The organism is Bradyrhizobium sp. SZCCHNR1017 (genome assembly GCF_032381375.1).
GTDB lineage: Bacteria > Pseudomonadota > Alphaproteobacteria > Rhizobiales > Xanthobacteraceae > Bradyrhizobium.
The window spans coordinates 90,387-115,394 of record NZ_JAUHIR010000017.1 but is presented as its reverse complement, the minus strand read 5'-3'; the positions used below and the strand labels follow the sequence as shown (position 1 = coordinate 115,394).

At 64.8% G+C, this 25,008-nt stretch carries 23 protein-coding genes; 12 read left to right on the top strand and 11 right to left on the bottom strand.

Going from position 1 to position 25,008, the window contains the following annotated elements; translation table 11 throughout:
• Positions 1 to 29: 29 nt before the first annotated feature.
• From QW863_RS30415 to QW863_RS30400, 4 genes are all read left to right on the top strand, one after another.
• Positions 30 to 1,445, top strand: coding sequence for an ABC transporter substrate-binding protein (locus QW863_RS30415; protein ID WP_315769580.1), 1,416 nt, complete (start codon positions 30 to 32; stop codon positions 1,443 to 1,445).
• Positions 1,442 to 2,329, top strand: a complete 888-nt coding sequence (locus QW863_RS30410) for an ABC transporter permease (protein WP_315769577.1) — start codon at positions 1,442 to 1,444, stop codon at positions 2,327 to 2,329. Before QW863_RS30415 ends, QW863_RS30410 begins: the two co-directional genes overlap by 4 nt.
• A complete protein-coding gene (locus tag QW863_RS30405; protein WP_315769575.1) occupies positions 2,326 to 3,198 on the top strand; it encodes an ABC transporter ATP-binding protein in 873 nt (290 codons plus the stop codon). The genes QW863_RS30410 and QW863_RS30405 overlap by 4 nt, the downstream gene beginning before the upstream one ends.
• 311 nt (positions 3,199 to 3,509) lie before the next feature.
• The gene (locus QW863_RS30400) at positions 3,510 to 4,268 is read left to right on the top strand and encodes an SDR family oxidoreductase (protein ID WP_315769572.1); all 759 of its coding nucleotides are present in this window, start codon (positions 3,510 to 3,512) and stop codon (positions 4,266 to 4,268) included.
• A gap of 13 nt (positions 4,269 to 4,281) precedes the next feature.
• Here the strand turns inward: QW863_RS30400 and QW863_RS30395 are convergent, their stop codons facing one another.
• Together QW863_RS30395 and QW863_RS30390 are read right to left on the bottom strand one after the other, a co-directional pair.
• Positions 4,282 to 5,307 carry a LacI family DNA-binding transcriptional regulator gene (locus tag QW863_RS30395; protein ID WP_315769569.1) on the bottom strand — a complete coding sequence of 342 codons (1,026 nt, stop codon included), beginning with the start codon at positions 5,305 to 5,307 and terminating at the stop codon, positions 4,282 to 4,284.
• A gap of 18 nt (positions 5,308 to 5,325) precedes the next feature.
• Positions 5,326 to 5,592 (bottom strand): hypothetical protein, encoded by a 267-nt coding sequence (locus tag QW863_RS30390; protein WP_315769614.1) that lies wholly within the window; start codon positions 5,590 to 5,592, stop codon positions 5,326 to 5,328.
• Between QW863_RS30390 and QW863_RS30385 the strand changes: the two genes are divergently transcribed.
• From QW863_RS30385 to QW863_RS30365, 5 genes are all read left to right on the top strand, one after another.
• Positions 5,531 to 6,670, top strand: coding sequence for a sugar ABC transporter substrate-binding protein (locus tag QW863_RS30385; RefSeq protein WP_315769566.1), 1,140 nt, complete (start codon positions 5,531 to 5,533; stop codon positions 6,668 to 6,670). The two genes, QW863_RS30390 and QW863_RS30385, sit on opposite strands and share 62 nt — an antisense overlap.
• 76 nt (positions 6,671 to 6,746) lie before the next feature.
• A complete protein-coding gene (locus QW863_RS30380; RefSeq protein WP_315713530.1) occupies positions 6,747 to 8,288 on the top strand; it encodes a sugar ABC transporter ATP-binding protein in 1,542 nt (513 codons plus the stop codon).
• Complete coding sequence (locus tag QW863_RS30375) at positions 8,285 to 9,265, top strand: ABC transporter permease (protein WP_315713531.1); 981 nt, start codon at positions 8,285 to 8,287, stop codon at positions 9,263 to 9,265. The genes QW863_RS30380 and QW863_RS30375 overlap by 4 nt, the downstream gene beginning before the upstream one ends.
• Complete coding sequence (locus QW863_RS30370; RefSeq protein ID WP_315713532.1) at positions 9,262 to 10,242, top strand: ABC transporter permease; 981 nt, start codon at positions 9,262 to 9,264, stop codon at positions 10,240 to 10,242. The genes QW863_RS30375 and QW863_RS30370 overlap by 4 nt, the downstream gene beginning before the upstream one ends.
• A gap of 389 nt (positions 10,243 to 10,631) precedes the next feature.
• Complete coding sequence (locus tag QW863_RS30365) at positions 10,632 to 11,687, top strand: phosphatase PAP2 family protein (protein ID WP_315713533.1); 1,056 nt, start codon at positions 10,632 to 10,634, stop codon at positions 11,685 to 11,687.
• Between the two features lie 74 nt (positions 11,688 to 11,761).
• On the opposite strand, the gene QW863_RS30360 is transcribed toward QW863_RS30365, so the two are convergent.
• From QW863_RS30360 to QW863_RS30330, 7 genes are all read right to left on the bottom strand, one after another.
• The gene (locus QW863_RS30360; protein WP_315713534.1) at positions 11,762 to 12,457 is read right to left on the bottom strand and encodes an ABC transporter ATP-binding protein; all 696 of its coding nucleotides are present in this window, start codon (positions 12,455 to 12,457) and stop codon (positions 11,762 to 11,764) included.
• Positions 12,457 to 13,206 (bottom strand): ABC transporter ATP-binding protein, encoded by a 750-nt coding sequence (locus QW863_RS30355; protein WP_315713535.1) that lies wholly within the window; start codon positions 13,204 to 13,206, stop codon positions 12,457 to 12,459. The genes QW863_RS30360 and QW863_RS30355 overlap by 1 nt, the downstream gene beginning before the upstream one ends.
• Entirely contained in the window at positions 13,203 to 14,495 is a 1,293-nt protein-coding gene (locus QW863_RS30350; RefSeq protein ID WP_315713536.1) for a branched-chain amino acid ABC transporter permease, read from the bottom strand. The genes QW863_RS30355 and QW863_RS30350 overlap by 4 nt, the downstream gene beginning before the upstream one ends.
• Positions 14,492 to 15,439: a branched-chain amino acid ABC transporter permease gene (locus QW863_RS30345; protein ID WP_315713537.1), complete on the bottom strand. Its 948-nt coding sequence runs from the start codon at positions 15,437 to 15,439 to the stop codon at positions 14,492 to 14,494. Before QW863_RS30345 ends, QW863_RS30350 begins: the two co-directional genes overlap by 4 nt.
• Positions 15,440 to 15,556: 117 nt before the next feature.
• The gene (locus QW863_RS30340; RefSeq protein WP_315713538.1) at positions 15,557 to 16,789 is read right to left on the bottom strand and encodes a branched-chain amino acid ABC transporter substrate-binding protein; all 1,233 of its coding nucleotides are present in this window, start codon (positions 16,787 to 16,789) and stop codon (positions 15,557 to 15,559) included.
• Positions 16,790 to 17,035: 246 nt separating this feature from the next.
• On the bottom strand, positions 17,036 to 18,307 hold the full coding sequence (locus tag QW863_RS30335) for a serine hydrolase domain-containing protein (protein WP_315713539.1): 1,272 nt from the start codon (positions 18,305 to 18,307) through the stop codon (positions 17,036 to 17,038).
• A 119-nt stretch (positions 18,308 to 18,426) separates the two neighbouring features.
• On the bottom strand, positions 18,427 to 19,647 hold the full coding sequence (locus QW863_RS30330) for an ABC transporter substrate-binding protein (protein WP_315713540.1): 1,221 nt from the start codon (positions 19,645 to 19,647) through the stop codon (positions 18,427 to 18,429).
• Positions 19,648 to 19,929: 282 nt separating this feature from the next.
• Here QW863_RS30330 and QW863_RS30325 point away from each other — a divergent pair, with 282 nt between their 5' ends.
• Both QW863_RS30325 and QW863_RS30320 read left to right on the top strand, forming a co-directional pair.
• Positions 19,930 to 20,622, top strand: a complete 693-nt coding sequence (locus QW863_RS30325) for a TetR/AcrR family transcriptional regulator (RefSeq protein WP_315713541.1) — start codon at positions 19,930 to 19,932, stop codon at positions 20,620 to 20,622.
• A gap of 51 nt (positions 20,623 to 20,673) precedes the next feature.
• Complete coding sequence (locus QW863_RS30320; RefSeq protein ID WP_315713658.1) at positions 20,674 to 22,719, top strand: acetoacetate--CoA ligase; 2,046 nt, start codon at positions 20,674 to 20,676, stop codon at positions 22,717 to 22,719.
• Between the two features lie 22 nt (positions 22,720 to 22,741).
• Here the strand turns inward: QW863_RS30320 and QW863_RS30315 are convergent, their stop codons facing one another.
• The gene (locus tag QW863_RS30315) at positions 22,742 to 23,647 is read right to left on the bottom strand and encodes an MBL fold metallo-hydrolase (RefSeq protein WP_315713542.1); all 906 of its coding nucleotides are present in this window, start codon (positions 23,645 to 23,647) and stop codon (positions 22,742 to 22,744) included.
• Entirely contained in the window at positions 23,647 to 23,883 is a 237-nt protein-coding gene (locus QW863_RS30310; protein WP_315713543.1) for a hypothetical protein, read from the bottom strand. Before QW863_RS30310 ends, QW863_RS30315 begins: the two co-directional genes overlap by 1 nt.
• On the opposite strand from QW863_RS30310, the gene dinB reads away from it, so the two are divergent.
• Entirely contained in the window at positions 23,882 to 24,994 is a 1,113-nt protein-coding gene (dinB, locus tag QW863_RS30305; protein WP_315713544.1) for a DNA polymerase IV, read from the top strand. The genes QW863_RS30310 and dinB overlap by 2 nt on opposite strands.
• The last annotated feature ends 14 nt before the right edge of the window (positions 24,995 to 25,008 follow it).

The window sequence follows — 25,008 nt, the reverse complement described above, 5'->3', positions numbered from 1 at the left end:
ATCAGCCATCCAACCGAACGGGGATGAGAATGGTCCGCTGCCGTCACGCGCTCTTGCTATCCGTCACCTGCCTGTCCCTGATCGCGGCGCAGCCCGTCGCAGCAGAGACAGTCACGATCGGCATAGGCACCCAGGACACCACGACCAACACGGTGACGGCCGGCACCATCGTGCGGCAGCTTCACCTGCTGGAGAAGTATCTGCCCAAGGACGGCAAATACGCCAACGTCAAGTTCGAGATCGAATGGCAGAACTTCACCTCCGGTCCGCCCGTCACCAACGGGATGATGGCGAACAAGCTGCAGTTCGGCATGATGGGCGACTACCCGCTGATCGTGAACGGCTTCACCTTCGAGAACAATCCCGAGAGCAAGAGCCGGCTGATCGCCGTCGCCGCCTACAGCCTCGCCGGCTCCGGAAACGGCATCGTCGTTCACAAGGACTCGCCCTACTACGAACTCTCCGACCTCAAGGGCAAGCTGGTCAGCGTGCCGTTCGGCTCGGCCGCACACGGCATGGTGCTGAAGGCGCTTCAGGACGGCGGCTATCCGGCGGATTTCTTCCAGCTGGTGAGCCAGACGCCGGAGGTCGGCTCGACCAACCTGCAGGAAAAGAAGATCGACGCGCACGCCGATTTCGTGCCGTTCGCGGAGCTGCTGCCGTTCCGCGGCTTTGCGCGCAAGATCTTCGACGGCGTCCAGACCAACCTGCCGACATTCCATGGCGTCGTCGTCCGCACCGACTTCGCGGAAAAATATCCCGAGGTCGTCGTCGCCTATGTCAAGGCGGTGATCGCCGCCAACCAGTGGCTGCGCCAGGATCCGAAAGCGGCGGCCGAAAAGATCCAGGAATGGACCGGGATCAACAAGGAGGTCGTCTACATCTTCCTCGGCCCCGGCGGCAACATGACCACGGATCCGACGATCAAGCCGGCGCTGGTGGATGCCGCCGCGACTGACGTCAAGGTGCTGCAGAGCCTCGGCCGCATGAAAGAGTTCGATCCGAAGACATGGGTCGACGACAGCTACATCCGCAAGGCCTATGCCGAGCTGAAGCTGGACTACGACAAGGATCTCGCCAGCACCGCGAACTACGAAATCTCCGGCGAGGACAAGTTCTGCAGCAGGCCGATCACCGAGCCGCGCAAGGCCGGCGAGGTCTGGGTCGACGGCGAGGGCATCATAGCCTTCAGCAGCGCGACCTGCACGCTCGGCGCCTATGCCGACTACAAGGCCAAGGGCAAGAAGATCAACGTCGCCTACGTCTTCGACACCGCGCGCGGCATCAAGCTGTTCGCCGACCAGGCGTTCTTCGCGGCGGCCAATGGCGAGATCGCGCCGTTCCTGCTGAAGAAGGATGCCGAAGCCTATGCCGCCAAGATCGGCGGCAAGGTGATGGGACTTGATGACGCCGTGAAGCTGGCGATGGCGGGAGGCAAGACTTGAGCAGCCCCGCTTTGATGACATCCCCCGACCAGGCTGCGGCGACCGCCGCGCCTGGCACCGCGATCCCGCCGAGCCGTCCAGACGTCTCCGCCCGCGCGGCACGCTGGTTCCGGCTGAACCAGGACAGGCTGCAGTCGGTGCTGATCGGCACCGCGTCGCTGATCCTGTTCCTGATCGCCTGGCACCTGCTGACGACCTACCGCGTCGTCTTCTTCGTGAAGTTCACCAACGTGCCGGCGCCGCTGGCCGTCTATGCGAGCTTCACCAAGGCGATCCACGATCCGAAATTCCTGATGCACATCCTGCTCAGTTGCCGCCGGATCTTCATCGGGTTCTCGCTGGCCGCACTGGTCGGCGTGCCGCTCGGCCTGATCATGGGCCGGTTCAAGCTGGTGCACGAGATCGTCTTCCCGGTCGCCGAGGTGCTGCGTCCGATCCCGGCGATTGCCTGGGTGCCGATGGCGATCATGCTGTGGCCGACCAACGAGCAGAGCATCGTCTTCATCACCTTTCTCGGCTCGTTCTTTCCGATCCTGGTCAACACGCTGCACGGCATGACGCTGGTCGACCCCGTGCTGGTGCGGGCCGCCAAGTGCCTCGGCGCGCGGGAGACCGCGATCTTTCGCGAGGTCTATTTCCCGGCGTCGCTGCCGCACATCTTCACCGGCCTCACCGTCGGCATGGGCGTCGCATGGGTGTCGCTGATCGCGGCCGAGATGATCTCGGGACAGTTCGGCATCGGCTACTTCACCTGGGAAGCCTATTCGCTGGTCCAGTATGCCGACATCGCGCTCGGGATGATCGCGATCGGCGTGCTCGGGCTCGGCTCGAGCCTCGTGATCCGCGCAGCCGGACAGTTGGTGATGCCCTGGAGGTCGCGATGAGCCAAGCCGCAGCGGATACGAGACAGGGCCATATCGAGGTCTGCAACTTCGCCCTGAGCTACGAGACCATCGACGGCGCCGTCGAGGCCGTCACCGACACGCAGATCCACGTCGAGCCTGGTGAGTTCGTCTCGATCGTCGGACCGTCGGGTTGCGGCAAGTCGACACTGCTCAACGCCGTCGCGGGTTTCCTCAAACCCACCAGCGGCGTCGTCACGGTCGACGGCCATGCCGTGACGGGTCCGAGCGCCGAGCGCGGCATGGTGTTCCAGCAATATTCGCTGTTTCCCTGGAAGACGGTGCGCGAGAACGTCGAGTTCGGGCTGAAGATGCGCGGCATGCCGAAGTTCGAGCGCGCACGCGCGGCGCGCACTCTGCTCGGGCTCGCCGGCCTCGAGGCGTTCGAGAACCATTATCCCGAGCGCCTCTCCGGCGGCATGAAGCAGCGCGTCGGCATCGTGCGCGCGCTCGCCACCGGTCCCAAGGTGCTGCTGCTCGACGAGCCGTTCGGCGCGCTCGACGCGCAGACCCGCATCATCATGCAGCAGATCCTCACCAACATGTGGCAGCGGCTGAAGATCTCGGTGCTGTTCGTCACCCACGACATCGACGAGGCGATCTTCCTGTCCGACCGCGTCTACTGCATGACCGCGCGCCCGGGCTCGATCAAGGCCGAAATCCAGATCCCGCTCGAGCGGCCCCGCCAGCAAGCGATGATGATGTCGTCGGAGTTCCTGGCGCTGCGGCGCGGGCTGATGTCGCTGATCCGCGAGGAAAGCCTGAAGGCGATGGGCGGCGAGATCACCGATCTCGGCATGCAGGGACTCAGTATCGAGCTGCAGGGCCAGTCGATCGCCGAAATCCTCTGAGGCGCTCGATCCGCGACGTCCGCTCCAGCTGCGCCCGAAATCGCCCGATGGTCGCATCCGGGCGGGCGCATCAGTGCTGGCGTCCCTGCCGGTCCTGACGCAGAATGCCGGAAAGCCAAACAAGGACATCGCAGGGGGAGTGCCCGGATCCGTCAGCATCGACATCGGGCGCGAGTTGCTCGCAGGCGCACACGAAGGGGTCCAGGCGAACGCGCACCGGCTGTGCATCGCACGGCACGGACGACGTTCGAGATCCTGCCAGTGTCGCCGTCGGGCGCTGCTGCTCTCCAGGCGCAACTGAGAGGAAGCCAATGCAGGGCACCATCTTTCCAAGCCTCAAGGATCGGGCCGTCCTCGTGACCGGCGGCGGCTCCGGCATCGGGGAAGCGATCGTGCGCAATTTCCTCGGCCAAGGCGCGCGTGTCGGATTCATCGACATCGATCTGGAGGCGTCGCAGCAGCTGCTGGCGAGCCTGCCTGCGGAGGCCAAGGTGCACTTCGAGCATGCCGACCTTCGCGACATCGGTGCGCTGAGGGCCGCGGTCGACGGCGCCCGTGCGGCGCTGGGGCCGATCACCATTCTGGTGAACAACGCCGCGCGTGATGACCGCCACGCGATCGAGGACGTCACGCCGGACTATTGGGACGAGCGCATCGCCGTGAACCTCAAACATCAGTTCTTCGCGGCCCAGGCGGTCGCGCCGGACATGATCCAGGCCGGAGGCGGCGCGATCGTCAATCTCGGTTCGGTGAGCTGGGTGCTCGGCCAGGGCAACATGCCCTGCTACACCACGGCGAAGTCGGCGATCCAGGGACTGACCCGCGCCCTCGCCCGCGATCTCGGACCCAATAACGTGCGGGTCAATTCCATTCTTCCGGGCTGGATCATGACCGAGCGGCAGCAGAGACTCTGGCTGACGCCCGAGGGCGAGGCCGAGCTCATGCGCCGCCAATGCCTCAAGCGCAAGCTCGTGCCGGACGACATCGCCCGCGTGGTGCTGTTCTTCGCCGCCGACGACAGCGGCGCCTGCACCAACCAGAACTACATCGTCGACGGCGGCTGGGCCTGAGGCTCGACCATCATCACGAAGCCACGAGGTGCGGTCCGGTGCTGCCGCGTGCGACGATCTCGAAGCCGAGGTCGATCCGCCGCGTTCTCGGCCGCTTGCCGGTGGCGATCACCTGAAGCACCAGTTCGGACGCCACGCGCCCCATGTCGGCGCGCGGCGTCAGCACGGTCGACAGCGGCGGATTGGAGGCCGCCGCGAATTCCAGGTCGTTGAAGCCGATCAGCGACATCCGGCGCGGGACCTCCAGCCCCGCCTGCTGGCAGGCGAATAGCGCACCAAGCGCGATGTTGTCATCGCAGCAGAAGATCGCATCGGGAACTTCGCTCGCGAGCATCTCCTCGGTCAGCTTCCGCCCCAGCGAGATCGTCGCCTGCGCCGGCAGCCAGGCCACCAGCGACGTGCCGTCCAGCCCCGCTTCGGCCAGCGCCGCACGATACCCCTCGAGCCGGGCGCGGGCCCGGTCGTCGCGCTGTCCCGAGAGATAGGCGATCCGCCGATGTCCCAGCTCGATCAGGAAGCGGGTCGCGGCGTAGCCGCCCTGGCGCTGCGAAAGTCCGACATTCAGATCGATCGGATCGTCGGTCAGCTCGAATGTCTGCACCACCGGAATCCGCGAACGTTCGAGAACGCGCCGCGCGGCCCGCGTCTGGTTCACTCCGACCAGGATCAGCGCCTCGATGTTCTGGCCCAGCAAGGTCCTGATCGCGCCCTCTTCCTCCTCCGCCGAGTAGCGGCTGCTGACGACGACGGGGCGAAAGCCGAGCGGCAGCAGGGTGTCGTAGATCGCCTGCAGGTAGTCCGCGAAGATGCCGTTGGAGAGCGACGACACGACGATGCCGATCGAATGCGTGCGGGTCGAGGCGAGCCGGCTCGCCGCGTAGTTCGGCACATAGGCCAGCCTGTCGACCGCGGCATCGATCCGCTTGCGCAACTCCGGCGACACCATATCGGGCCGCCGCAGCGCCCGCGACACAGTGACAGCGCTGACATGGGCGATGCGCGCGACGTCCTCCAGCGTGGTGCGACGCTTCTGAGACATGATCCTTGCAACATTGATTCACGCGGATTTGTCCGAACCATATTCATGACATGCGACCGGCCGCTTGGCAAAAGCCGCGCGACGGTAATTGACAGCGCTGTCATTGATCAGTAACGCTTGGCGGGTCGAGATGACGAGCAATGCTCGCACAACCTCCGGAAACAAAGAGGCGTCTCGCATATGCGTCATTGATTTGGCGCCACAACAACAGGGGAGGTCACGAATGTCGTCCAAGTCGATGAGGGCGCGATGCCTTGCCACTTGTGCATCGCTGGTGTTGGTCACGGCGTTTGCCGGCAAGGCGCTGGCGGAGCCGGAGATGGTCAAGGGACCGGCGACCGAGCCTGAATGCATGGTGCCGTGGACCACGGACACCAAGTTCTTCAAGTTTCCGGCCAAGAAGGGCCCGTACCGCATCGCACTGGCGAACGGCTACATCGCCAATACCTGGCGCATCCAGATGATCCAGACCGCGAAGGCCTATGCGGCGCAGCCGGAGATCAAGGCCAAGCTGAAGGAATTCAAAGTCGTCTCGACCGGCGAGGACGTGCCGGCCCAGATATCGGCAATCAACAACTTCATCGATTCCGGCTATGACGCCATCGTCGTCAACGCGCAGAACCCGACCGCGTTCGGGCCGGTGATCAAGCGCGCCAAGCAGGCCGGCGTGATCCTCGTCGCCTTCGACAACATCCTCGCGACGGAAGATGCGATCAACGTCAATGTCGACCAGAAGGGTCTCGGCGAACTCTGGGCGAAGTGGCTGGTCAAGAACGTGCCGGGCGGCGGCAAGGTGCTCGAGGTGCGCGGCGTCGCCGGCACCTCGGTCGACACCGATCGGCACAACGGCTTCCACTCCGTTCTCGATGCCTCCGGCAAGAAGTGGCAGGTCACCGAGGTCGTCGGCAAATGGGACGACGGCGTCGCCCAGAAGGCCACGGCGGATGCGATCGCGACCAATGGCCCGTTCGATGCGATTTCCGGCCAGGGCGGCGACACCGGCATCGTGCAGGCCATGCTCGACGCCAAGCACAAGATGGTGCCGTTCGGCGGCGAGACCGAAAACGGCTTCCGCAAGTTCTGCGCCGCCAAGGCGTCCGAAGGCCTGAAATGCTCTTCCGCCGGTACCGGACCTGCGCAGGTCGCGGTCGCGATCAAGGTCGCGCTCGCCGCGTTGGAAGGCAAGGTGGTGCCGCAATCGGTCAAGCTGCCGCTCGCCGTCGTCGAAGATCCGAACTTCAAGAAGGATCAGGACTACTTCCCGGCCCAGTCCGACAACTTCTTCGTCGGCAACTCCTTCCCGACCTGCGGCATCAACTTCACGGCGCAGGAGATCATGGGTCAGTCGAAGGAAAATCAATAGGCCGGTGTGATCGCTGGTCCGCGAGTTCTCTCGCGGCCAGCCCGTCCCTATTGACCAAACGACTGAGGGAGCAAGCATGATCGCGGCCGAGCCGCTGTTTCGCGCCGAAGGACTGTCCAAGCGCTACGGCGGCGTGATCGCTCTCGACGGTGCGGACCTGGAGGTCCATCCCGGCCGCATCCACGCCATTCTCGGCGAGAACGGCGCCGGCAAGTCGACGCTGATCAAGCTGATGGTCGGCGTGGTCGCGCCGGACGAAGGCCGGATGACGCTTGAAGGACGCGCGGTCGCCTTCAGCGGTCCCTCCGCCGCGAACGATGCCGGCGTCGTCTGCATCTTCCAGGAGCTGTCGCTGATCCCCGACCTGTCGGTCGCCGACAACATCATGATCTCGCATCCGCCGACGCGGTTCGGCATGATCGACCGGCGCGCCCAGCGCCGACTTGCCGAGGAGGCGCTGCACCGCGCCGGCGCCAGCGACATTCATCCGCGCGCGCTGGTGAAGGACCTGCCGCTGTCGCGCCGCCAGATGGTCGAGATCGCGAAAGCGCTGTCGCGGCAGCCGAAGATCCTGATCCTCGACGAGGCAACCTCGGCGCTGACCGCATCCGACGTGACCAAGGTGTTCAAGGTGCTGAAGCGCCTGCGCAGCGAGGGGCTGGCGCTGCTCTACATCTCCCATCGCATGCACGAGATCGCGGAGCTCGCCGACGATTGCAGCGTGTTCCGCAACGGCCGCCGCATCTCGACCTTCCCGGCCGGCACCAAGACGGATGCCGAAGTGATCGAGCTGATGATCGGCCGCGAGTACAAGCATGCCTTCCCGGAAAAGCCGCCGCGCAAGACCGATGGGCGGCCGCCCGCGCTGCAATGCAGGAGCATCAGTTGGGGCGACCGGCTGAAGGACATCTCGTTCTCGCTGCAGGCCGGCGAGATCATCGGTCTCGGCGGGCTCGACGGCCAGGGCCAGCGCGAGCTGCTGCTGGCGCTGTTCGGCGTGCTGCGCGACTGTCGCGGCGACATTCTGATCGACGGCAACAAGGTGACGATCGACAGCCCCGTCACCGCCAAGTCGGAGCGCATCGGCCTCGCGCTCATTCCGGAGGACCGCAAGACCGAAGGACTGATGCTGCCGATGTCGGTGCGCGACAATCTCTCGGCCGCCGCCTTCGACCGGTTCGCGACATTCGGCATCATCGACCGGCAGCGGCAATCGATGCTGATCGAGGAGATGATCCGCCTGATCGAGATCAAGACCGCCTCCCCCGACCTCGCCGTCAGCGCGCTCTCCGGCGGCAACCAGCAGAAGGTCGTGATCGCGAAATGGCTGATGAACAAGCCGCGCATCATCCTGCTCAATGATCCGACGCGCGGCATCGATGTCGGCACCAAGCAGGAGATCTACCGGCTGCTGCGCCGGCTTGCCGACGAGGGCGCCGCGATCCTGCTCTATTCGACCGACTATGACGAGCTGATCGGCTGCTGCGACCGCGTGCTGGTGATGTACGATGGCGCGATCAGGCGCGAGCTCGCGGGCGCCGAGATCACCGAGCGCGCGCTGGTCAGCAGTGCGCTCAATGTCGACGAAGGCGAGCGAGCGGAAGCGAGTCTGGCATGACCGAGTGGCGGTACTGGCTCTCCGAACAGCGCGGCACCCTGCTCGCGATCGGGATCTTCGTCGCGATGTTCCTGCTCTATGCGACCAATCATCCGGCCGGCTTCAGCGCCAACATGGTGCAGACCGCGGCCAACAAGGCGACGCTGCTGGCCTTTGTCGCGATGGCGCAGGCGATCGTGGTGATCACCGCCGGCATCGATCTGTCCGTCGGCATGATCCTGACCCTGACCAACTGCCTCGCATCCTGGATCGTGGTCGGAACCGCCACCGAGACCGCGCTCGGCGTGGCCGGCGTGCTCGGCACCGGCATCGTCTGCGGCATGATAAACGGCGCGATCGTGATCTTCGGGCGCCTGCAGCCGATCGTGACGACGATCGCCACCGGGGCGATGTACTACGGCATCGCGCTGTTCCTGCGGCCCAATCCCGGCGGATCCGTCAACGAGACGCTGGCGGATGCCTTGACGGGAAGATTGTTCGGCGTGCTGCCCACGAGCCTCGTGGCACTGGCTGCGGCGGCGCTGCTGATCTGGGTACCCTATAGCCGCTCGGTCATCGGCCGCGCCGCGTTCGCGACCGGCTCCTCCGAGGTCGCAGCCTACATGTCCGGCGCGCCGATCCGCGCGGCCAAGTTTGTCGCCTACACCTTGGCTGGCCTATTGTCGGCGATCGGCGGCCTGTTCCTGACGTTCTTCTCCTACACGGGCGAAGCCGCCTATGCGAGTGGCAATGCCTACACGCTGTTCTCGATCGCGGCCGTGGTGCTCGGCGGCGTATCGCTGATGGGCGGACGCGGCAGCGCGATCGGGGCGATCTTCGGCGCGCTCGCCTTCCGCACCATCGGCGATCTGCTGTTCGTGTTCGATTTCGATCCGCTGTGGCAGCCGCTGTTCCAGGGTCTCGTGCTGATGCTCGCGGTCTCGATCGGCGCGTTCGGTCTGGTGCGGGTGCGCAATCGGCTGGAGTGGTTCGGATGAGCGACGCAACGGCACCACGACCGACCCATCGCGGGATCGCCATGCTGCGTCGGATCGATCCGGCGGTGGCGGCCTCGTTCGGCTGCATCCTGCTGCTGCTGCTGGTGGGCAGCCTCTATTCGCGCAGCTTCCTGTCGCCGGATTATCTGCTGCAGCAGTTGAAGGTCGCGAGCTTCCTGGGCGTGATCGCCACCGGCATGATGCTGGTGATCCTGCTCGGCCAGATCGATCTCTCGGTGCCCTGGGTTGTCACGACGGGCGCGATGATGGCCTGCGCGGCGGCCGCCCATGGCACGACCGGCGCCATCATCGCGATTCCCTGCGGCATTCTCTGCGGAGCCGCCATCGGTCTCCTGAACGGCATCGGCGTCGCCTATCTGCGCATTCCCTCGATGATCATCACCCTGGCGACCAACGCGGTCGCGCAAGGGCTGATGGTCGCCTACACCGGAGGCTTCGCGCCGCAGGATTCCGCCTCCAAGGCGATGCGCTATCTCGCCACCGGCAATATCGTGCCCGGCCTTCCCAACGCGGTGCTGGTGTGGGCGATCATCGGCGGCGCCGCGATCTGGCTGCTGTCGCGGACCACGTTTGGCCGCGCCATCTATGCCATCGGCAATCGCGAGCGCGCGGCCTATCTCTCAGGGATCGATACACGCCGCATCACCATGCTGGCGTTCGCGCTGTCCGGCGCCCTCTCCGCCTGCGGCGGCGTTCTGCTCGCGGGCTACGCCTCGAAGGCGGCGCAGTCGATGGGCGACGCTTATCTGCTGCCCTCGATCGCGGCCGTCGTGCTCGGCGGCACGCACATCCTCGGCGGCCGCGGCAGCTATCTCGGCACCGTCGCCGGCGTCGTGCTGATCACCCTGCTGCAATCCATTCTGTCGGTGATGCAGATCAGCGAGGCCGGTCGCCAACTGATCTACGGCGCGGTGATCATCCTGATGCTCCTGATCTACGGCCGCCAGAAGCTGTGATGCATGCGACGTCGCGACGGACTTTGCTGACGGCGACCACCTCTCGCGCAAGCCCGCGAGCGATCGGCCGCTGACCCCACAGCACCACCACAAGTAGCTCGCCCGCAACGACTGGCGAAGCCCTTCAAACCAAAGCTGCCTCGGATTCGCTCTCGGTCTCTTCTCACCGATTCACCCGCTTTTTATGGGCGCGAAGGCGGCCTCATCGCCGAATGTGCTTTCCTGTCCGGCACAACCGAAACAGGGTTCCAGGCTACGCTTGATTAAGCATCGTTGCACGGTATCTGCGTATTTTACCCGCCGAGGTTGATTTATTGGCCCGACCGGCCGTAACAAGACACCGACGGGAAACAAATCGAAATCCATTTGAAATGTGAGAGCGGACGACAATGTCGGACACCGCAGCCGGTGGTCTATTGCCTGATCTCAGCCGCCGCTGGCTCCCCTGGACAAAGAGCGTCTTGCACCGGGCGCATGACAGCGAGGATGCCGCGACGGCCTGGGCCGTGTTCCGGTTCAACTGGGCTGTCATGACAGCTCTTTGGGTGCTGTTCGGACTGTGCCTGATCTTCACGGATTTTCGCATCGAACCCGTCGGCTACATCATCGTGCTATCGACATCGGCCATCTATGGTGTCATCGGCTACGCCAACGCACGGTCGGCGCGGCGTGCCAAACCCTGGATGTTCTCATTCCTGACGGGAATGGCCCAGACCACACTGGCATCCACCGTGCTGGCATCACTGTCCTACATTGCGACGGCCGCCAACCTGCCGCTTCAGGACGCCAACCTGCTCGCCCTCGATCGCGCCCTTGGCTTCGACTTTCGCGACTACTTGTCGTTCGTCAATGACCGCCCCTGGGCCGTCCTGAGCCTCGCGTTCGGCTATCGATCCATTTCCTGGACGATCTGCATCATCGTCGTGGCCCTTCCCTTGCTGGGCCACTATCGCCGGTTCGCGGAGTTCAACCTCGCGATCAGCCTGACGCTGGCGCTGACCTGCATCATCACCTTGTTTGTCCCTGCACTCGGCGTGTATCACGCGTTGGAGCTGCCGCCGTCCGCCTACGCAAACCTCATCCCGCAGGCCTATTTCGACACGGCGCGCGAGGTGCCCCTGGTTCGCGATGGGACGCTGCGCCTGTTGGATACCAGCCATCTCGCGGGGATCGTGACCTTCCCGAGCTTTCACGCGGCAGCCGCGGTCCTCGACGGCTGGGCATTGTGGTCATTGCGCTGGTTGCGACCGTTCAATGTCCTGATCCACGGCGCGATGCTGCTCTCGACCCCGATCGGCGGCGGACATTTCCTCGTCGACATGATCGCCGGCATCGCGATCGCGACGGCGTCGATCTGCATCGCGCGCCTCGTTGCCCTGAGGCTACGCGAACGCCACGCCACGTTTCCGCGCCGCATGCTGCGACATCCATTGCCTCAGACCTGAAGGATTTGGACAAGGCGGGTGTCTGTGGCACATCCGCCGGAGCTGCATCGGCGAAAACGTGCCGGCGGCTCCTCTCATACTTCGAGCCACTCCTGCCGGACCGCGGTGTTGGCCTTGAGCTGATCCGGTGTCCCTTCGAACACGACGCGGCCGTGGCCCATGACATAGACGCGTTTCGAAATGCGCATCGCGATCGAGAGCTTCTGCTCGACGAGCAGGATCGCGACGCCCGCCGCTGCGATCCGGGCAATCAGATCGCCGACCTGCTGCACGATCAGCGGCGCCAGACCTTCGGTGGGCTCGTCGATCATGATCAGGTCAGGGTCGCCCATCAGCGTGCGGCAGGTGGTCAGCATCTGCTTCTCGCCGCCCGACAGCACACCCGCAGGCGTATCGGCGCGCGCGGCGAGGTTGGGAAACATGTCGAGCATGTCCTGAAGGCGCCACTTCCCCGGCCGCCGCGTGTCCTTGATGCCGAGCACGAGGTTTTGCCGAACGGTGAGGCTCGGGAAGATGTCACGGTGTTCGGGCACATAGCCGAGCCCAAGGCGCGCGATCTTGTAGCTGGGCAAGCCGGCAATGTCCCGGCCCTTGAAGCGGATCGTCCCCTGCGGACTGACCTCGCCCATGATCGCCTTCACAGTGGTCGAGCGGCCGACACCGTTGCGGCCGAGCAGGCTCACGACTTCGCCGGCGGCGACGTCGAGGTCGACGCCCTGCAGAATATGGCTCTTGCCGTAGTAAGCGTGGAGGTTCCTGACCTCGAGCATCAGTGGGCCTCCTCACCGAGATAGGCTTCCTTCACCTTCGGGTCGCGACGGATCTCCTCCGGCGTGCCCGACGCGATGATGTGGCCATAGACCAGCACCGAGATGCGATCGGCGAGACCGAATACCACGCTCATGTCGTGCTCGACGATCACCAGCGTCCGCCCCTCGGTGAGCCGCCGGATCAACGAGACGGCGCGCTCGGTCTCCGCGTGGCTCATCCCGGCGGTCGGCTCGTCGAGCATGACGACCGTCGCGCCGCTCGCGATGGTGACGCCGATCTCCAGCTCGCGCTGCTCGGCATAGGTCAACAACCCCGCGGGAATGTCACGCCGATGCGTGAGATGGATGTCATCGAGGATCTGGGCGGTCCGCTCGCGCACCTCCGGCAGGCTGTCGACGTTCTTCCAGAACGCGTAGCGATGTCCGGTCGCCCACAGCACGGCGCATCGGACGTTCTCCCATACGGTCATGCGGGCGAACACGTTGGTGACCTGGAACGAGCGCGACAGGCCGCGCCGATTGATCTCGAACGGCCGCAGGCCGGAGATGACCGTGCCGTTCAGCCTCACCTCGCCTGAGGTCGGCCTGATGTGTCCGCTGATCAGGTTGAACGTCGTGGACTTGCCGGCGCCGTTCGGGCCGATGATGGCGTGGCGCTCGCCCTTGGTGACGCTGAGATTGAGGTCGCGGATGACGCCGACATTGCCGAAGCGCTTTTCGACGGCGCGAACTTCGATCGCTGCGGTCATGCCAGATACCCCCGATCACGCGCCACGGTGGCGGCCCTGTCCCAGGCTCCGGCGATCCGCTGCCACGTCGACCGCGCGACAAAGAAGCCGGCGACCACCAGAATCGCGGCGACGCCCCATGTCGCCGGCGATTGCGGATTGAAGGCTACGCCGAACAGATTGATGGCGTCACCGCCCGAATAGCGCGCGACCGTCTCGATGGTCAGGATGACGCCGTAGGCGAGCGCCGCGGTCGGCACGATGGCAACGAGATAGGACGGGATCACCATTCCGAGCGTTCCGGCACGGACCAGCGGCCGGTGCATCATCAGCAGACCGGCAATGCCACCGGGTGAGAACATGACGATGCCGATGAAGATGATGCCAAAATAGAGCTGCCATACGCTGGTGAGGCTCGTCAGCCCGAGCTGGAGATAGGTCACCAGGATCGCGCCGAGGATCGGACCGAAGAAGTAGGCCGTCCCGCCGATGAAGGTCGCGAACAGCACCAGGCCCGACTGGATTGCACCGAGATAGGCGGAATTCGCGATCTCGAAGCTGATCGCCGCGAGGCCGCCCGCGACGCCGGCGAAGAATCCGGCAAAACAATAGGCGAGATAGCGGACGACGTGCGGGTCGTAGCCGATGAACTGGACCCGTTCGGGATTGTCGCGCACCGCATTGCTGATCCGCCCCAGGGGCGTCCGGGTCAGCGCATACATCGCGATTGCCGACAGCACCAGCCAGAACGCGATCAGGTAATAGACCTGCAGCTGCGGCCCGAAGGTCCAGCCAAACATGCGCGGCAGAGCGGTGCGGTCCGTGGTGATGCCGGCTTCGCCGCCAAACACCGAGCGCAGGATCAGCGACGACGACGCCACGAGCTCGCCGATGCCGAGCGAGATCATCGCAAACACCGTGCCGGCGCGCTTGGTCATGACCCAGCCGAGGATGATCGCGAAGGCGAGGCCGCCCAGCCCGCCGAACAGCGGAATGAAGGGCAGCGGAATCGGCCAGCCATGCGCCACCACCGCATTCATCATGTGACAGGCCGCGAAGCCGCCCAGGCCGTAGTGAACCGCGTGACCGAACGACAGCAATCCGGTCTGACCGAGGAGGATGTTGTAGGAGAGCGCGAAGACGATCGCGATCCCGATGAGGCTGAACGAGGTCAGCGATCCGCCCGAATTGAAGAGCAGCGGCAGCACGATCAGCGCCGCCATGCCGATCACCCAGACGGCATAGAAGCGGAGACGGGATCCGGCGGGCTTTGCCGCGAGACGAGACGCGGAGGTCACTGCTGCGGTCATGATTCGCGAGTCCCCATCAGGCCCACGGGGCGCACGATCAGGACGAGCACCAGCAGCAGGTAGGGAACGATCGGCGCGACCTGCGCGATCGTCACGTTCCAGATGTCAGTGAGCACCGATGGCCCGGCGGACGGATCGAGCGGGCCGAAGGCGCTCGCCAGCGAGCCGTTCAGCGCGACGGCGAAGGTCTGCACCAGGCCGATCACCAGCGAAGCGATGAAGGCGCCCGGCAGCGAGCCCAGGCCGCCGAACACGATCACCACGAACAGGATCGGCCCGAGCGCCGCGGCCATGTCGGATTGCGTCACCAGAGCGGGACCGGCGATGACGCCGGCGAGACCGGCGAGCGCGCTGCCGACCCCGAACACCACCATGAACACGCGTCCGACATTGTGGCCGAGATGGCCCACCATGTGGGGGTGGGTCAGCGCCGCCTGAACGATCAGGCCGACCCTGGTGCGCTTGAGCACGATCAGCAGCGCCACGAAGATCGTCACCGACACCGCCAGCATGAACAGCTTGTAGGCCGGATAGTTGGTCGAGAAGATCGTGAACGCGGGAAAGTCCAGCAGCGCCGGCACGCGATAGTCGAGCGGGGTCCTGCCCCAGATCATCGAGACGATCTCCTCGATGGCGAATGCGAGGCCGAAGGTCAGCAGCAGCTCTGCGACGTGGCCATGCTTGTGCGTGTTGCGCAGACCGTAGCGCTCGACAGCCATGCCGATGGCCCCGACGAGGAGCGGCGCCAGCAGCAGGGCCGGCCAGAAGCCGACCCATTTCGTGAGCTGGAAGCCGAAGAAGGCGCCGAGCATGTAGAAGCTGGCGTGAGCAAAATTGAGCACCCCCATCATGCTGAAGATGACGGTCAGCCCGCTCGACAGCAGGAACAGCAGCATGCCGAACAGCACGCCGTTGAGGGTCGAAATGACGATGAGTTCAAGCACGGCGCACTCGCGAATGTCCCGGGCTTCAATGCCCTGCCGCTCATTCTCTGACGGACCGACGCACGGCCGGCGCCACTTCCCGCACGCTGACCTCGTGCGGGAAGCCGGCGCGGATCGTTACGGCCGCGCCATCTTGCACGTCGTCGACACCATGGCCTGGGGCGTATCGACCCTGGAGACCAGGTGCCATCCCCAGCCGGTGTTCTCCTCGTCGAACGTCTCGTTCGCCGCGAGCTTGCCGAAGGACGAGACGTAGATCGGCTGCAAGAACTGGTGATCATCCTTGCGCATGAAGCCGGTGCCGCCATCCAGCACCTCGAGCTTGAGGTCCTCGAGCGCGGCCGCGACCTTCACCGGATCGATGGAGTTGGCCTTCTCGGCCGCCGCCTTGAACATGCGCATCTCGTTGACCGCCCGCGGATACCACAGCGACATGTTGACCTTGGCGCGGAACGCCTTCTCGTAGTCCATCGCAGCCTGATGGCCCGAATTGGCGAAGCCTTCCGTCAGCTGGAAGACCTGATGATCCAGGCCCGTCTGCTTGATGGCGGTCGGGCCGCCGGCGCCGCCCGCATAATAAGTGTACCAGTTGACCTTCAGGCCGGCATCCGCGGCGGCCTTGAGCAGCAGCGCGATGTCCTGGCCCCAATTGCCGGTGATGACGCTGTCGGCACCGGACGCCTTGATCTTGGCAATGTAGGGCGAGAAGTCCGTGATCTTCAGCAGCGGATGCAGCTCGTCGCCGACGATCTGGACATCGGGTCGCTTCGCCGCCAGCATCTTGCGCGCATCGCTGCGGACCGACTGGCCGAACGAATAGTCCTGATTGATCAGATACACCTTCTTGATGGAAGAGATGTCCTTCATGTAGTTGGTGAGCGCCTCCATCTTGATGTCCGAGCTGGCGTCCCAGCGGAAATGCCAGTAGCTGCATTTCTCGTTGGTCATGCTCGGATCGACGGCGGCATAGTTGAAGTACAGCACTTCCTTGCCGGGGTTGCGCGTGTTGTGCTTGTTGACGAAATCCTCCAGCGCGAGCCCGACGGATGATCCGTTGCCTTGCGTGATGTAGCGGACGCCGGCGTCGATCGCCTTCTGGGCCTGGATCAGGCTCTCTTGCGGATTGGTCTTATTGTCGAACGGCACGATCTCGACCTTGTGGCCGAGAATGCCGCCCTTGGCGTTGAGCTCGTCGGCCAGGTATTGGAACGTCTTCAGGCCACCCTCGCCGATGCTGGCGCCGCCGCCGGACAGCGGATCGATATAGCCGATCTTGACGGTGTCTTCGGCCTGCGCGGCATGACCGAGCATAGGGACGATCAGGGCAATGGCTAAAGTTAACTTGCGCATAGTCTTGTTTCCTCGCTGGCTGTCGACTTCAGTCGATCGATACGCATGATCGCGCAATTTGAAGAAGCACTGAGCAGAATAACGGCCGGATGACAAGCTCGGCATGACGTGAACGCCAGTTGCAGCTCCGGCAATGTGGAGGACAGGCCGCCCGCCGCCGATCGGACGTTTCATTCGGCGGAATGTTGGCGTCCACATATTGGACGAACCCGCCGGGCATCCGGGGGGTGACAAGCGCTGCCCCGTTCATGTCGCTTGTTCCGCAAGCTGGGACAGCGCGGCGTAGGTTCCACGCTGATAGACAGGAAGAGCACGGCGGCCGGCAGCACCGCGCCCAGTGGCAATCGTGGCCCCTGTTCCCGCCGAGACCGGCACGTGATGCTGAATCAGATAGATCATGATCAGGTCATTGACGGGATCGGCCTGCCACCAGGTGCCGAAGATGCCCGGCCAGGTGATCGTGCCCGGTGCGCCACAGGCATAGGGATTGCCGGCGGCATCCTCGACGATCGCAAGCCCGAGCCCAAATCCGCAGGTCTGCCACAGCGGCATGCCGGCGAAGGGAATCTGGCGCTGCGCGTCGATCAGCCGGTTGGTGCGCATCAGGTTGACGGTTTCGGGCCGCAACAGCCTGACGCCGTCCAGCTCGCCGCCTCCGAGCAGCATGCGCGCGAACCGATGATAATCGGGCGCGGACGAGATCAGCCCGCCGCCGCCCGGCGTATAGGCCGGCGGCTCGTCATACATGACCGGCTCGACCTTCGCGAGCCGCCCCGCCGTCTCGTCATGTCCGTACAGGCTCGCCAAACGATCTCGCTTGGCGTGCGGCAACCAGAAATCGCTGTCGACCATGCCGAGCGGCGCGAAGATGCGCTCCTGTAGCACCTGCCGAAGCGGCCTGCCTGCGACCCGGCCGATCAGGAAGCCGAGCACGTCGGTCGAATGACCGTAGTGGAAGCAGTCGCCGGGCTGATACGCCAGCGGCAGCGTGCCGAGCGCCGCGAGCCATTCGTCGGGCGTCGACCGGTTCATCGCGGGATCACCGAGCGTGCGCTCATAGGCGACCTTCAACGGGCCTTCCGAGAAGAACGCGTAGGCGATGCCCGAGCGGTGCGTGAGCAGATCCTCGATGGTGATCGCGCGCCGGGCGGGCACGGTCTCGTCGAGCGGGCCGGCGGCGTCGCGCAGCACCCGCAGATCGGCGAGCTCCGGAATCCAGCGGGAGATCGGGTCCGCCAAGGCGATCCTGCCTTCCTCGACCAGCATCATCGCCGCCACCGAGGTGATCGGCTTGGTCATCGACGCGATCCGGAACAACGTATCCGGGCGCATCGGGCTCCTGGTTTCGACATCGCGCCAGCCGATCGTCTCGGCGTGAACGACCTCGCCGCCGCGCGAGGTGAGAGACACGATGCCTGCGAGCTCGCCGCGATCGACGAATTCGGCGAGTGCCGGGCCGATCGCCGCAAGCGCCGCAGGATCGAAGCCCCGACGGCGGCGGACGGCTTCACTGGTCATGAGCGGCGCTCCGACGGACAGAGTTCAGTTTTCGGCGCCGGCCGGCGCGGGTGACGGAGAGACAGCGGGGTATCCTGGCGCGCAAGCGGCGCTCGGTCAGGCCATGGCCGATGAGAGGATTAGTCCGCCTTGACGTCGTCGGTCAGAATCGGACCCGATATGATCCAGCGCTGACCGTCGAATTTCATCATCTGGAATTGCTTGCTGATACGGTAGTCATCGGGAGTTGTCGTCACCGACATCCCCGGCAGCCCGAGATCGGGAACGAAGCCCTTGATGCTGGTCGCCTGCTTCATGATGTTGGCGCGCGTCAGCTCGTCGCCGCATTGCCTGAGAATGTGGACGAGCAGGGCCGCCGTCGAGTAGCCATAGGTCGCAAAGCCGCTGTTGGCGTCCTCGCCGGGCGCGTATTTCGCCATGAACGCCTTGTAGCGCTTCATGCCCTCGTCATCGGCCCATTGCGGATCGAGCGGATCCTTGCCGTAGGCGACCGAGATGATGTCCCTGGCATTCTCGAGGCCTGCGGGCACGAGCACCTGACCGACCGCCGTCGCGTTGACCTCCAGGATGTGGACGGGCTTCCAGCCAAGCTCGGCGGCCTTCCTGATCGATTGCGCCGCGAATTTCGGCGTCGACATGTTGTAGAACAGATCGGCACCTGAGGCCTTGAGCGTCACCAGCTGGGAATCGATCGTCGGATCGGACAGCTCGTAGGACATCTCTTTCACGATCATGCCGGCCTTGGGGCCGAGCCCGTCCTTCAGCCCCTTGACGTAGTCTTTGCCGAGGTCGTCGTTCTGATACAGGATGCCGATCTTCGCGTTCGGATGGTTCTCCAGGATATATCTGGCGTAGATGTGCGCTTCCGACTGGTAGTTCGGGTTGGCGGAGATCGTCCACGGAAAGTTCTTGGGATCGGTGAAGCGGGACGCTCCGCTTCCCGCCAGAAGCTGCGGAACGCCCTTGCCGTTCAGATATTTCTGGACCGCAGCGTTCGGCGGCGTGCCGATGATCTGGAACGTGGTCAGCACCTCGTCGCTTTCGACCAGCTTGCGCACCTGCTCGACGGTCTTCGGCGGGCTGTAGGCGTCGTCATACTGGATGAGGTTGATCTTGCGCCCGTTGACGCCGCCCTGCTCGTTGATCATGCGGATATAGGCCGCTTCCGCCTTGCCGATGGCTCCGAAAGCGGAAGCCGGCCCGCTGAGCGGGTTCGTCTGGCCGATCTTGATCTCGGTGTCGGTGGCGCCGACGTCGTATTTCTTCTGCGCGAACGCCGGGGCTGAAAGCGCCACGCCGAGCATCAGCACGGCAGCCGCCGTCGACGCGATCCGTGTCATGTGTCCTCCCGTGAGCGGCTGATCCATGGCCAGCCGATTCTCTTTGATGATGTCCGCGCACGACGAGACTGGCAGCGCGTTGGCCGCCGCCCGATCGTCGACCGTTTTCCATCAGGTCTCCGAGACCTACCGTCCGACCGGCCGGCGGTCAAGTTCATTCATTTAGCACTAAATGAAAATGTTGGAAGCCCGAAGTCCTGCTTGACCGGGCGCGCCCACCCCCTCATCGTCGAACACCAACGGCGCCGTTCCTGTCTGCGCCGATCAGGGACCACGGAGAGCATGCCAGCACAGCCGAAATCCGAGGGACGCCGCACGCGCGCGGAACAGCGCGCGACGACGGTGAAGTTGATCCTCGACACCAGCGAGGAGCTGTTCGCGCAGCTCGGCTATTTCGGCGTGACGATCAAGGATGTGGCCGACAGGATGGGCATCCATCCCGCGCTGATCCATTACTACTTCGAGGGCAAGAGGGCGTTGTTCGATGCCGTGTTCGAACGCCGCATGGAATATGCTGTCACGGTGCGCACGGCCGGGCTGGATGCCTACGAGGCCAAGGTCGGAGATCGTCCGACCGTTGAAGGCGCGCTGCGCGCCTATTATGACGGCGCGTTCGACGTCTACGTCAACGAAGAGGACAACTGGCGACACTTCGGCCGCATCTTCGCACAGGTCGCCAACGCGCCGGGCTATGGCGTGGAGATGATGGACACCTATCTCGATCCCATGGTGCTGCGTCTCATCGGGCTGCTGCAGAAGGCGTTGCCCGACGCCACGCCTGAGGACCTGTTCTGGAGCTTCCAGTTCACCTCCGGCGCCTACTCGCTGATCCTGTCACGGACCGGCCGGATCGACCGCCTGTCCGGCGGCCTGTGCAAGTCCGACGATTTCGCCGCGGTCCGCGAGCGGTTCGTGACCTTCATGGCCGGGGGCTTCAACGCGCTCTACAAGCGGCGGAAGCAGAAGTCGAAATGAGCGCCTCTTGGCGTCTCCTGGCCGTACCATGCAAACAAGCCGGAACGAATGATGATAGCTCCCTACGTCCCGCAAATGGCTCTCTATCGGCAATGGCTGAGGGACAATCGCGGCCTCCACTTCGAGAACTTCGAGGAGATGCGGCAATGGTCCATCCGCGACCTCGACGGCTTCTGGCGCAGCATCTGGGACTATTATGACCTGCAGTCGCCGACCGCGTTTTCGACCGTCCTGGGCAAGCGCACGATGCCGGGAGCGGTCTGGTTTCCGGGCGCTTCGGTCAACTACGCCCAGCAAGTCTTTCGTCACGTCGAAGCCGCCGATGCTGCGGCCCTGCCTGCGATCATCAGCAGTCACGAGGACGGCAGGCTCACGGAGACGACCTGGCCCGAGCTCCGGCGAAAGGCAGCCGCCCTGGCGCTGCATCTGCGCGAGCAAGGCATAGCGCCCGGCGACCGGGTCGCCGCCTATCTGCCCAATATACCCGAAGCCATCATCGCGTTTCTCGCTTCGGCGAGCATTGGCGCGATCTGGAGCGTTTGCGCCCCCGACATGGCCGCGCCCGCCGTGATCGACCGGTTCAAGCAGATCGAACCCAAGGTGCTGATCGCCTGCGATGCGGTCACCTATGCCGGCCGCCGGCACGATCGCCGCGGTGTCATCGAGGAGCTGCGCCGGTCGTTGCCGACACTCGGCCACGTCATCCTGCACAGTGACGATGCCGGCGCGCCGGTGAGCGGCGGGGTTCGTCTCTCGGACGTTCTGGCAAGAACGAGCCCTGGCGTCGATGCCTTCGAGCCGGAATGGCTTCCGTTCGATCATCCGCTCTGGATCGTCTACTCGAGCGGCACCACCGGGCTGCCGAAGCCGATCGTGCATGGTCACGGCGGCATCATCATCGTCACGCTCGCCCTGCTCGGGCTGCACAACGACATCGGCTGCTCCTATCAGCCCAATTCGTTCGGCGAGCGCTATCACTGGTACAGCTCGACCGGCTGGATCATGTGGAACAACCAGGTCGGCGCGCTCCTGAACGGGACCACGTGCTGCGTCTTCGACGGCAGCCCCGCCGGGCCGAAGGATCGTCCGGACTGGACCACGCTGTGGCGCTTCGTGGCGAATTCGAAATCCACCTTCTTCGGTGCGGGCGCGGCGTTCTTCGCGAGCTGCGTCAAGGCGGAGATCAACCTGACCGACGCGGGCGATCTGTCCCGTCTGCGTTGCCTCGGGTCCACCGGCTCGCCGCTCAGCGCCGACACGCAGGCCTGGTTCGATCAGCGGTTCGCGGCGCTGTCGCAGGTCAATGGCAGCCGGGCGCAGGCGCAAATGTGGTGGGCCAACATCTCGGGCGGCACCGATTTCGCCGGCGCCTTCATCGGCGGCAACCGCGAATTGCCGCAGGTGCCCGGAACGATGCAGTGCCGCGTGCTCGGAGCAGCGGTCGAGGCCTTCAACGACCAGGGCAAGCCTGTCATCGGCGAGGTCGGAGAGCTCGTCTGCACCGCGCCGATGCCGTCGATGCCGCTGCGGTTCTGGAACGACGCGGGGAACGTCCGCTATCTCGCGAGCTATTTCGACGCCTTCGAGACGCGCGGGGGCGGGCCGGTCTGGCGGCACGGCGACTGGCTCAAGGTCGATCCGGACGGCTCCTGCGTGATCTATGGCCGCAGCGACGCGACCATCAATCGCCACGGGCTGCGCATGGGGACGAGCGAATTGTACTCGGCCATCGAAGCGCTGCCGGAGATCCTGGATTCGCTGGTCGTCGATCTCGAATATCTCGGCCGAGACAGCTACATGCCGCTGTTCGTGGTGCTGCGCGACGGCGTCGCGCTCGATGCGGCGATGAAGCGGAAGATCAACATGGCAGTGGAAGCCAGCCTGTCGCGACGCTTCGTGCCTGACGACATCTTCGCGGTTGCCGAGATTCCGCGCACGCTTTCCGGCAAGAAGCAGGAGCTCCCGATCAAGAAGCTCCTGCTCGGGCAGCCGCTCGACAAGGTCATCAACCGCGATGCGATGGCCAATCCCGGTTGCCTCGACTGGTACATCACGTTCGCCCAGAGCCGTTTGCAGAGCGGCTCAGGGGCGACGTAGCAGACGTGCCCGAAGCGAGCCGCTAGACCACCAGCTGGTCGAAATCGATCGCGACACGGCTGTCAGGAAAGATCTCCCGCGCCTCGGCGAGGATCTCCTCGTCGGGATAGCGGCCGGAAATGTGGTTCAGGACGAGCTGCCTGACGTTGCTGGACGCCGCAAGCCCGGCGGCCTCCGCGGCCGTCAGGTGGCCGTAGTCGCGAGCCATGGCGGTATCGCGCCGGAGGAAGGTCGCCTCGATCACGAGCATGTCCGCGTCGCGGACGTGCTCGTGCAGACCCTCGGTCGTTTCCGCATCGCCGGCGATGACGAGCTTCTTCGCCCCCTGCGGAGGCCCCAGAACATCCTCGGGATCGATGGTTCGGCCGTCCTCCAGCGTGACCGGCCGGCCCTCCGCCAATGCCTTCCGCACGGGCCCATCAGGCACCGCGAGCGCTGCCAGACGATCTGGCTTCAGATGGCGGCGCGCTCGACTCACAAATGCAAAGCCGAAGCTGTCGGTCTCGCGGTGCCGGACGGGAAAGCAGTTGGTCGTAAACTCGCCGGCGTCGAGAACCTCCCCGCGCCTGAGCGGAACGAGCTCGAGCGAGATCGGCGCGCAGCCCTCGCCCCACAGCCCTGCGAGCATTCGGACCACCACATCGAGCGTCTCGGGGCCGCCGTGGACGCGCATGATGTCAGCGCTCCTGCGCAGCCGCAGGGTGGAAAACAGCCCGGGAATGCCGAGGACATGGTCGAAATGGCCGTGGGTGAGCAGGATCCGATCGAGCCGGCGAAAGCCTGCCCCACTGCGGAGCAGCTGACGCTGGGTCCCCTCGCCGCAATCGACGAGAATGCGATGCCGGCCTGCTCGAACGAGAAGGCCGGGATGATTGCGGTCCGCCGACGGAACGCTCGCCGAGGTCCCCAGGAAAGTGAGCTCGAACATCACAGCTGCTTCAGGCCCATGGTCGCGACGTCGTGAGCGGCTTTGACGACAGGTCCCGGCTGCGCAGCTTCGTCTCGATCACGGTCGGCGATCCCTTTGCTCATGAGCGTGCTTCCGTCGTCGCCGATTGAAGGCCGAGGGAGACAGACGTCGCAACGTCTTTGTAAGGGACGTTGTTGGCAGCCAGCACTTGGCTGTGCAGACTTCATCGCCGCGCTCTGATAGAGCTTGGCCATGCCAAGCTCCGGTCCGGAACAGGATGGCGCGCCGACGGCCATTCGCAAGATCATCCACATCGACATGGATGCATTCTACGCGTCGGTCGAGCAGCGGGACAATCCCGAGCTGCGCGGCAAGCCCGTGGCCGTCGGGGGATCGCGCGAGCGCGGCGTGGTGGCAGCCGCAAGCTACGAGGCTCGGGCGTTCGGCGTGCGCTCGGCCATGCCGTCGGTGACGGCAAAGCGCCAGTGCCCGCACCTGATCTTCGTCAAGCCGCGCTTCGAGGTCTACAAGGCCATCAGCCAGCAGATCCGCGCCATCTTCGCCGAGCACACGCCGATCATCGAACCTCTGTCGCTGGACGAGGCCTATCTGGACGTCACCGAAAACCTGCAAGGCATCCCGCTGGCACGCGACATCGCCTTGCAGATCCGGGCCAAGATCAAGGCCGAGACCGGGCTCAATGCCTCCGCGGGAGTCTCCTACAACAAGTTCCTCGCCAAGCTGGCCTCGGACCATCGCAAGCCCAATGGGCAATACGTCATTTCGCCGGAGATGGGTCCGGCCTTTGTGGAGGGGCTGCCGGTCGGCAGGTTTCACGGCATCGGCCCGGCGACCGCAGCGAAATTCAACGCGCTCGGAATTCATACCGGGCTCGACATCCGCAACCAGACCCTGCCCTTCCTCCAGCAGCACTTCGGCAAGGCCGGCCACCACTACTATTGGATCTCGCGCGGCATCGACAATCGCCCGGTCCGAGCCAATCGCATCCGCAAATCAGTCGGCGCCGAAAACACCTTCTCGACCGACCTGACCGACTTCGAGCCGATGCTGGCGGAGCTGCAGCCGCTGATCGACAAGGTCTGGCAGCATTGCGAAACCAGCGGCAACAGGGGCCGGACGGTCACGCTGAAGGTCAAGTTCGCGGACTTCGAAATCATCACACGCAGCAGGTCCATCGCCAACCTGGTCGCGAGCCGGGAGGATCTGGCACGCTTGTCCGTCGCGCTCCTTCAGAGCGAGATGCCCCTGGCCAAGCCGGTGCGGCTCCTCGGCGTCTCGCTGTCATCCTTGCAGCAGCAAGACATCGCAATCGCAGTGGAAGCCCAGCTGCCCCTGCTGATCTGAGGCGGGTCGACCCC

Coding starts and splice junctions, on each gene's coding strand:
- QW863_RS30340 (WP_315713538.1), bottom strand. CDS start 16,789: ATGCGCAAGTTAACTTTAGCCATTGCCCTGATCGTCCCTATGCTCGGT.
- QW863_RS30325 (WP_315713541.1), top strand. CDS start 19,930: ATGCCAGCACAGCCGAAATCCGAGGGACGCCGCACGCGCGCGGAACAG.
- QW863_RS30380 (WP_315713530.1), top strand. CDS start 6,747: ATGATCGCGGCCGAGCCGCTGTTTCGCGCCGAAGGACTGTCCAAGCGC.
- QW863_RS30360 (WP_315713534.1), bottom strand. CDS start 12,457: ATGCTCGAGGTCAGGAACCTCCACGCTTACTACGGCAAGAGCCATATT.
- QW863_RS30395 (WP_315769569.1), bottom strand. CDS start 5,307: ATGTCTCAGAAGCGTCGCACCACGCTGGAGGACGTCGCGCGCATCGCC.
- QW863_RS30320 (WP_315713658.1), top strand. CDS start 20,674: ATGATAGCTCCCTACGTCCCGCAAATGGCTCTCTATCGGCAATGGCTG.
- QW863_RS30365 (WP_315713533.1), top strand. CDS start 10,632: ATGTCGGACACCGCAGCCGGTGGTCTATTGCCTGATCTCAGCCGCCGC.
- QW863_RS30315 (WP_315713542.1), bottom strand. CDS start 23,647: ATGTTCGAGCTCACTTTCCTGGGGACCTCGGCGAGCGTTCCGTCGGCG.
- QW863_RS30385 (WP_315769566.1), top strand. CDS start 5,531: ATGTCGTCCAAGTCGATGAGGGCGCGATGCCTTGCCACTTGTGCATCG.
- QW863_RS30310 (WP_315713543.1), bottom strand. CDS start 23,883: ATGGCCAAGCTCTATCAGAGCGCGGCGATGAAGTCTGCACAGCCAAGT.
- QW863_RS30330 (WP_315713540.1), bottom strand. CDS start 19,647: ATGACACGGATCGCGTCGACGGCGGCTGCCGTGCTGATGCTCGGCGTG.
- QW863_RS30375 (WP_315713531.1), top strand. CDS start 8,285: ATGACCGAGTGGCGGTACTGGCTCTCCGAACAGCGCGGCACCCTGCTC.
- QW863_RS30400 (WP_315769572.1), top strand. CDS start 3,510: ATGCAGGGCACCATCTTTCCAAGCCTCAAGGATCGGGCCGTCCTCGTG.
- QW863_RS30335 (WP_315713539.1), bottom strand. CDS start 18,307: ATGACCAGTGAAGCCGTCCGCCGCCGTCGGGGCTTCGATCCTGCGGCG.
- QW863_RS30355 (WP_315713535.1), bottom strand. CDS start 13,206: ATGACCGCAGCGATCGAAGTTCGCGCCGTCGAAAAGCGCTTCGGCAAT.
- dinB (WP_315713544.1), top strand. CDS start 23,882: ATGCCAAGCTCCGGTCCGGAACAGGATGGCGCGCCGACGGCCATTCGC.
- QW863_RS30350 (WP_315713536.1), bottom strand. CDS start 14,495: ATGACCGCAGCAGTGACCTCCGCGTCTCGTCTCGCGGCAAAGCCCGCC.
- QW863_RS30405 (WP_315769575.1), top strand. CDS start 2,326: ATGAGCCAAGCCGCAGCGGATACGAGACAGGGCCATATCGAGGTCTGC.
- QW863_RS30370 (WP_315713532.1), top strand. CDS start 9,262: ATGAGCGACGCAACGGCACCACGACCGACCCATCGCGGGATCGCCATG.
- QW863_RS30415 (WP_315769580.1), top strand. CDS start 30: ATGGTCCGCTGCCGTCACGCGCTCTTGCTATCCGTCACCTGCCTGTCC.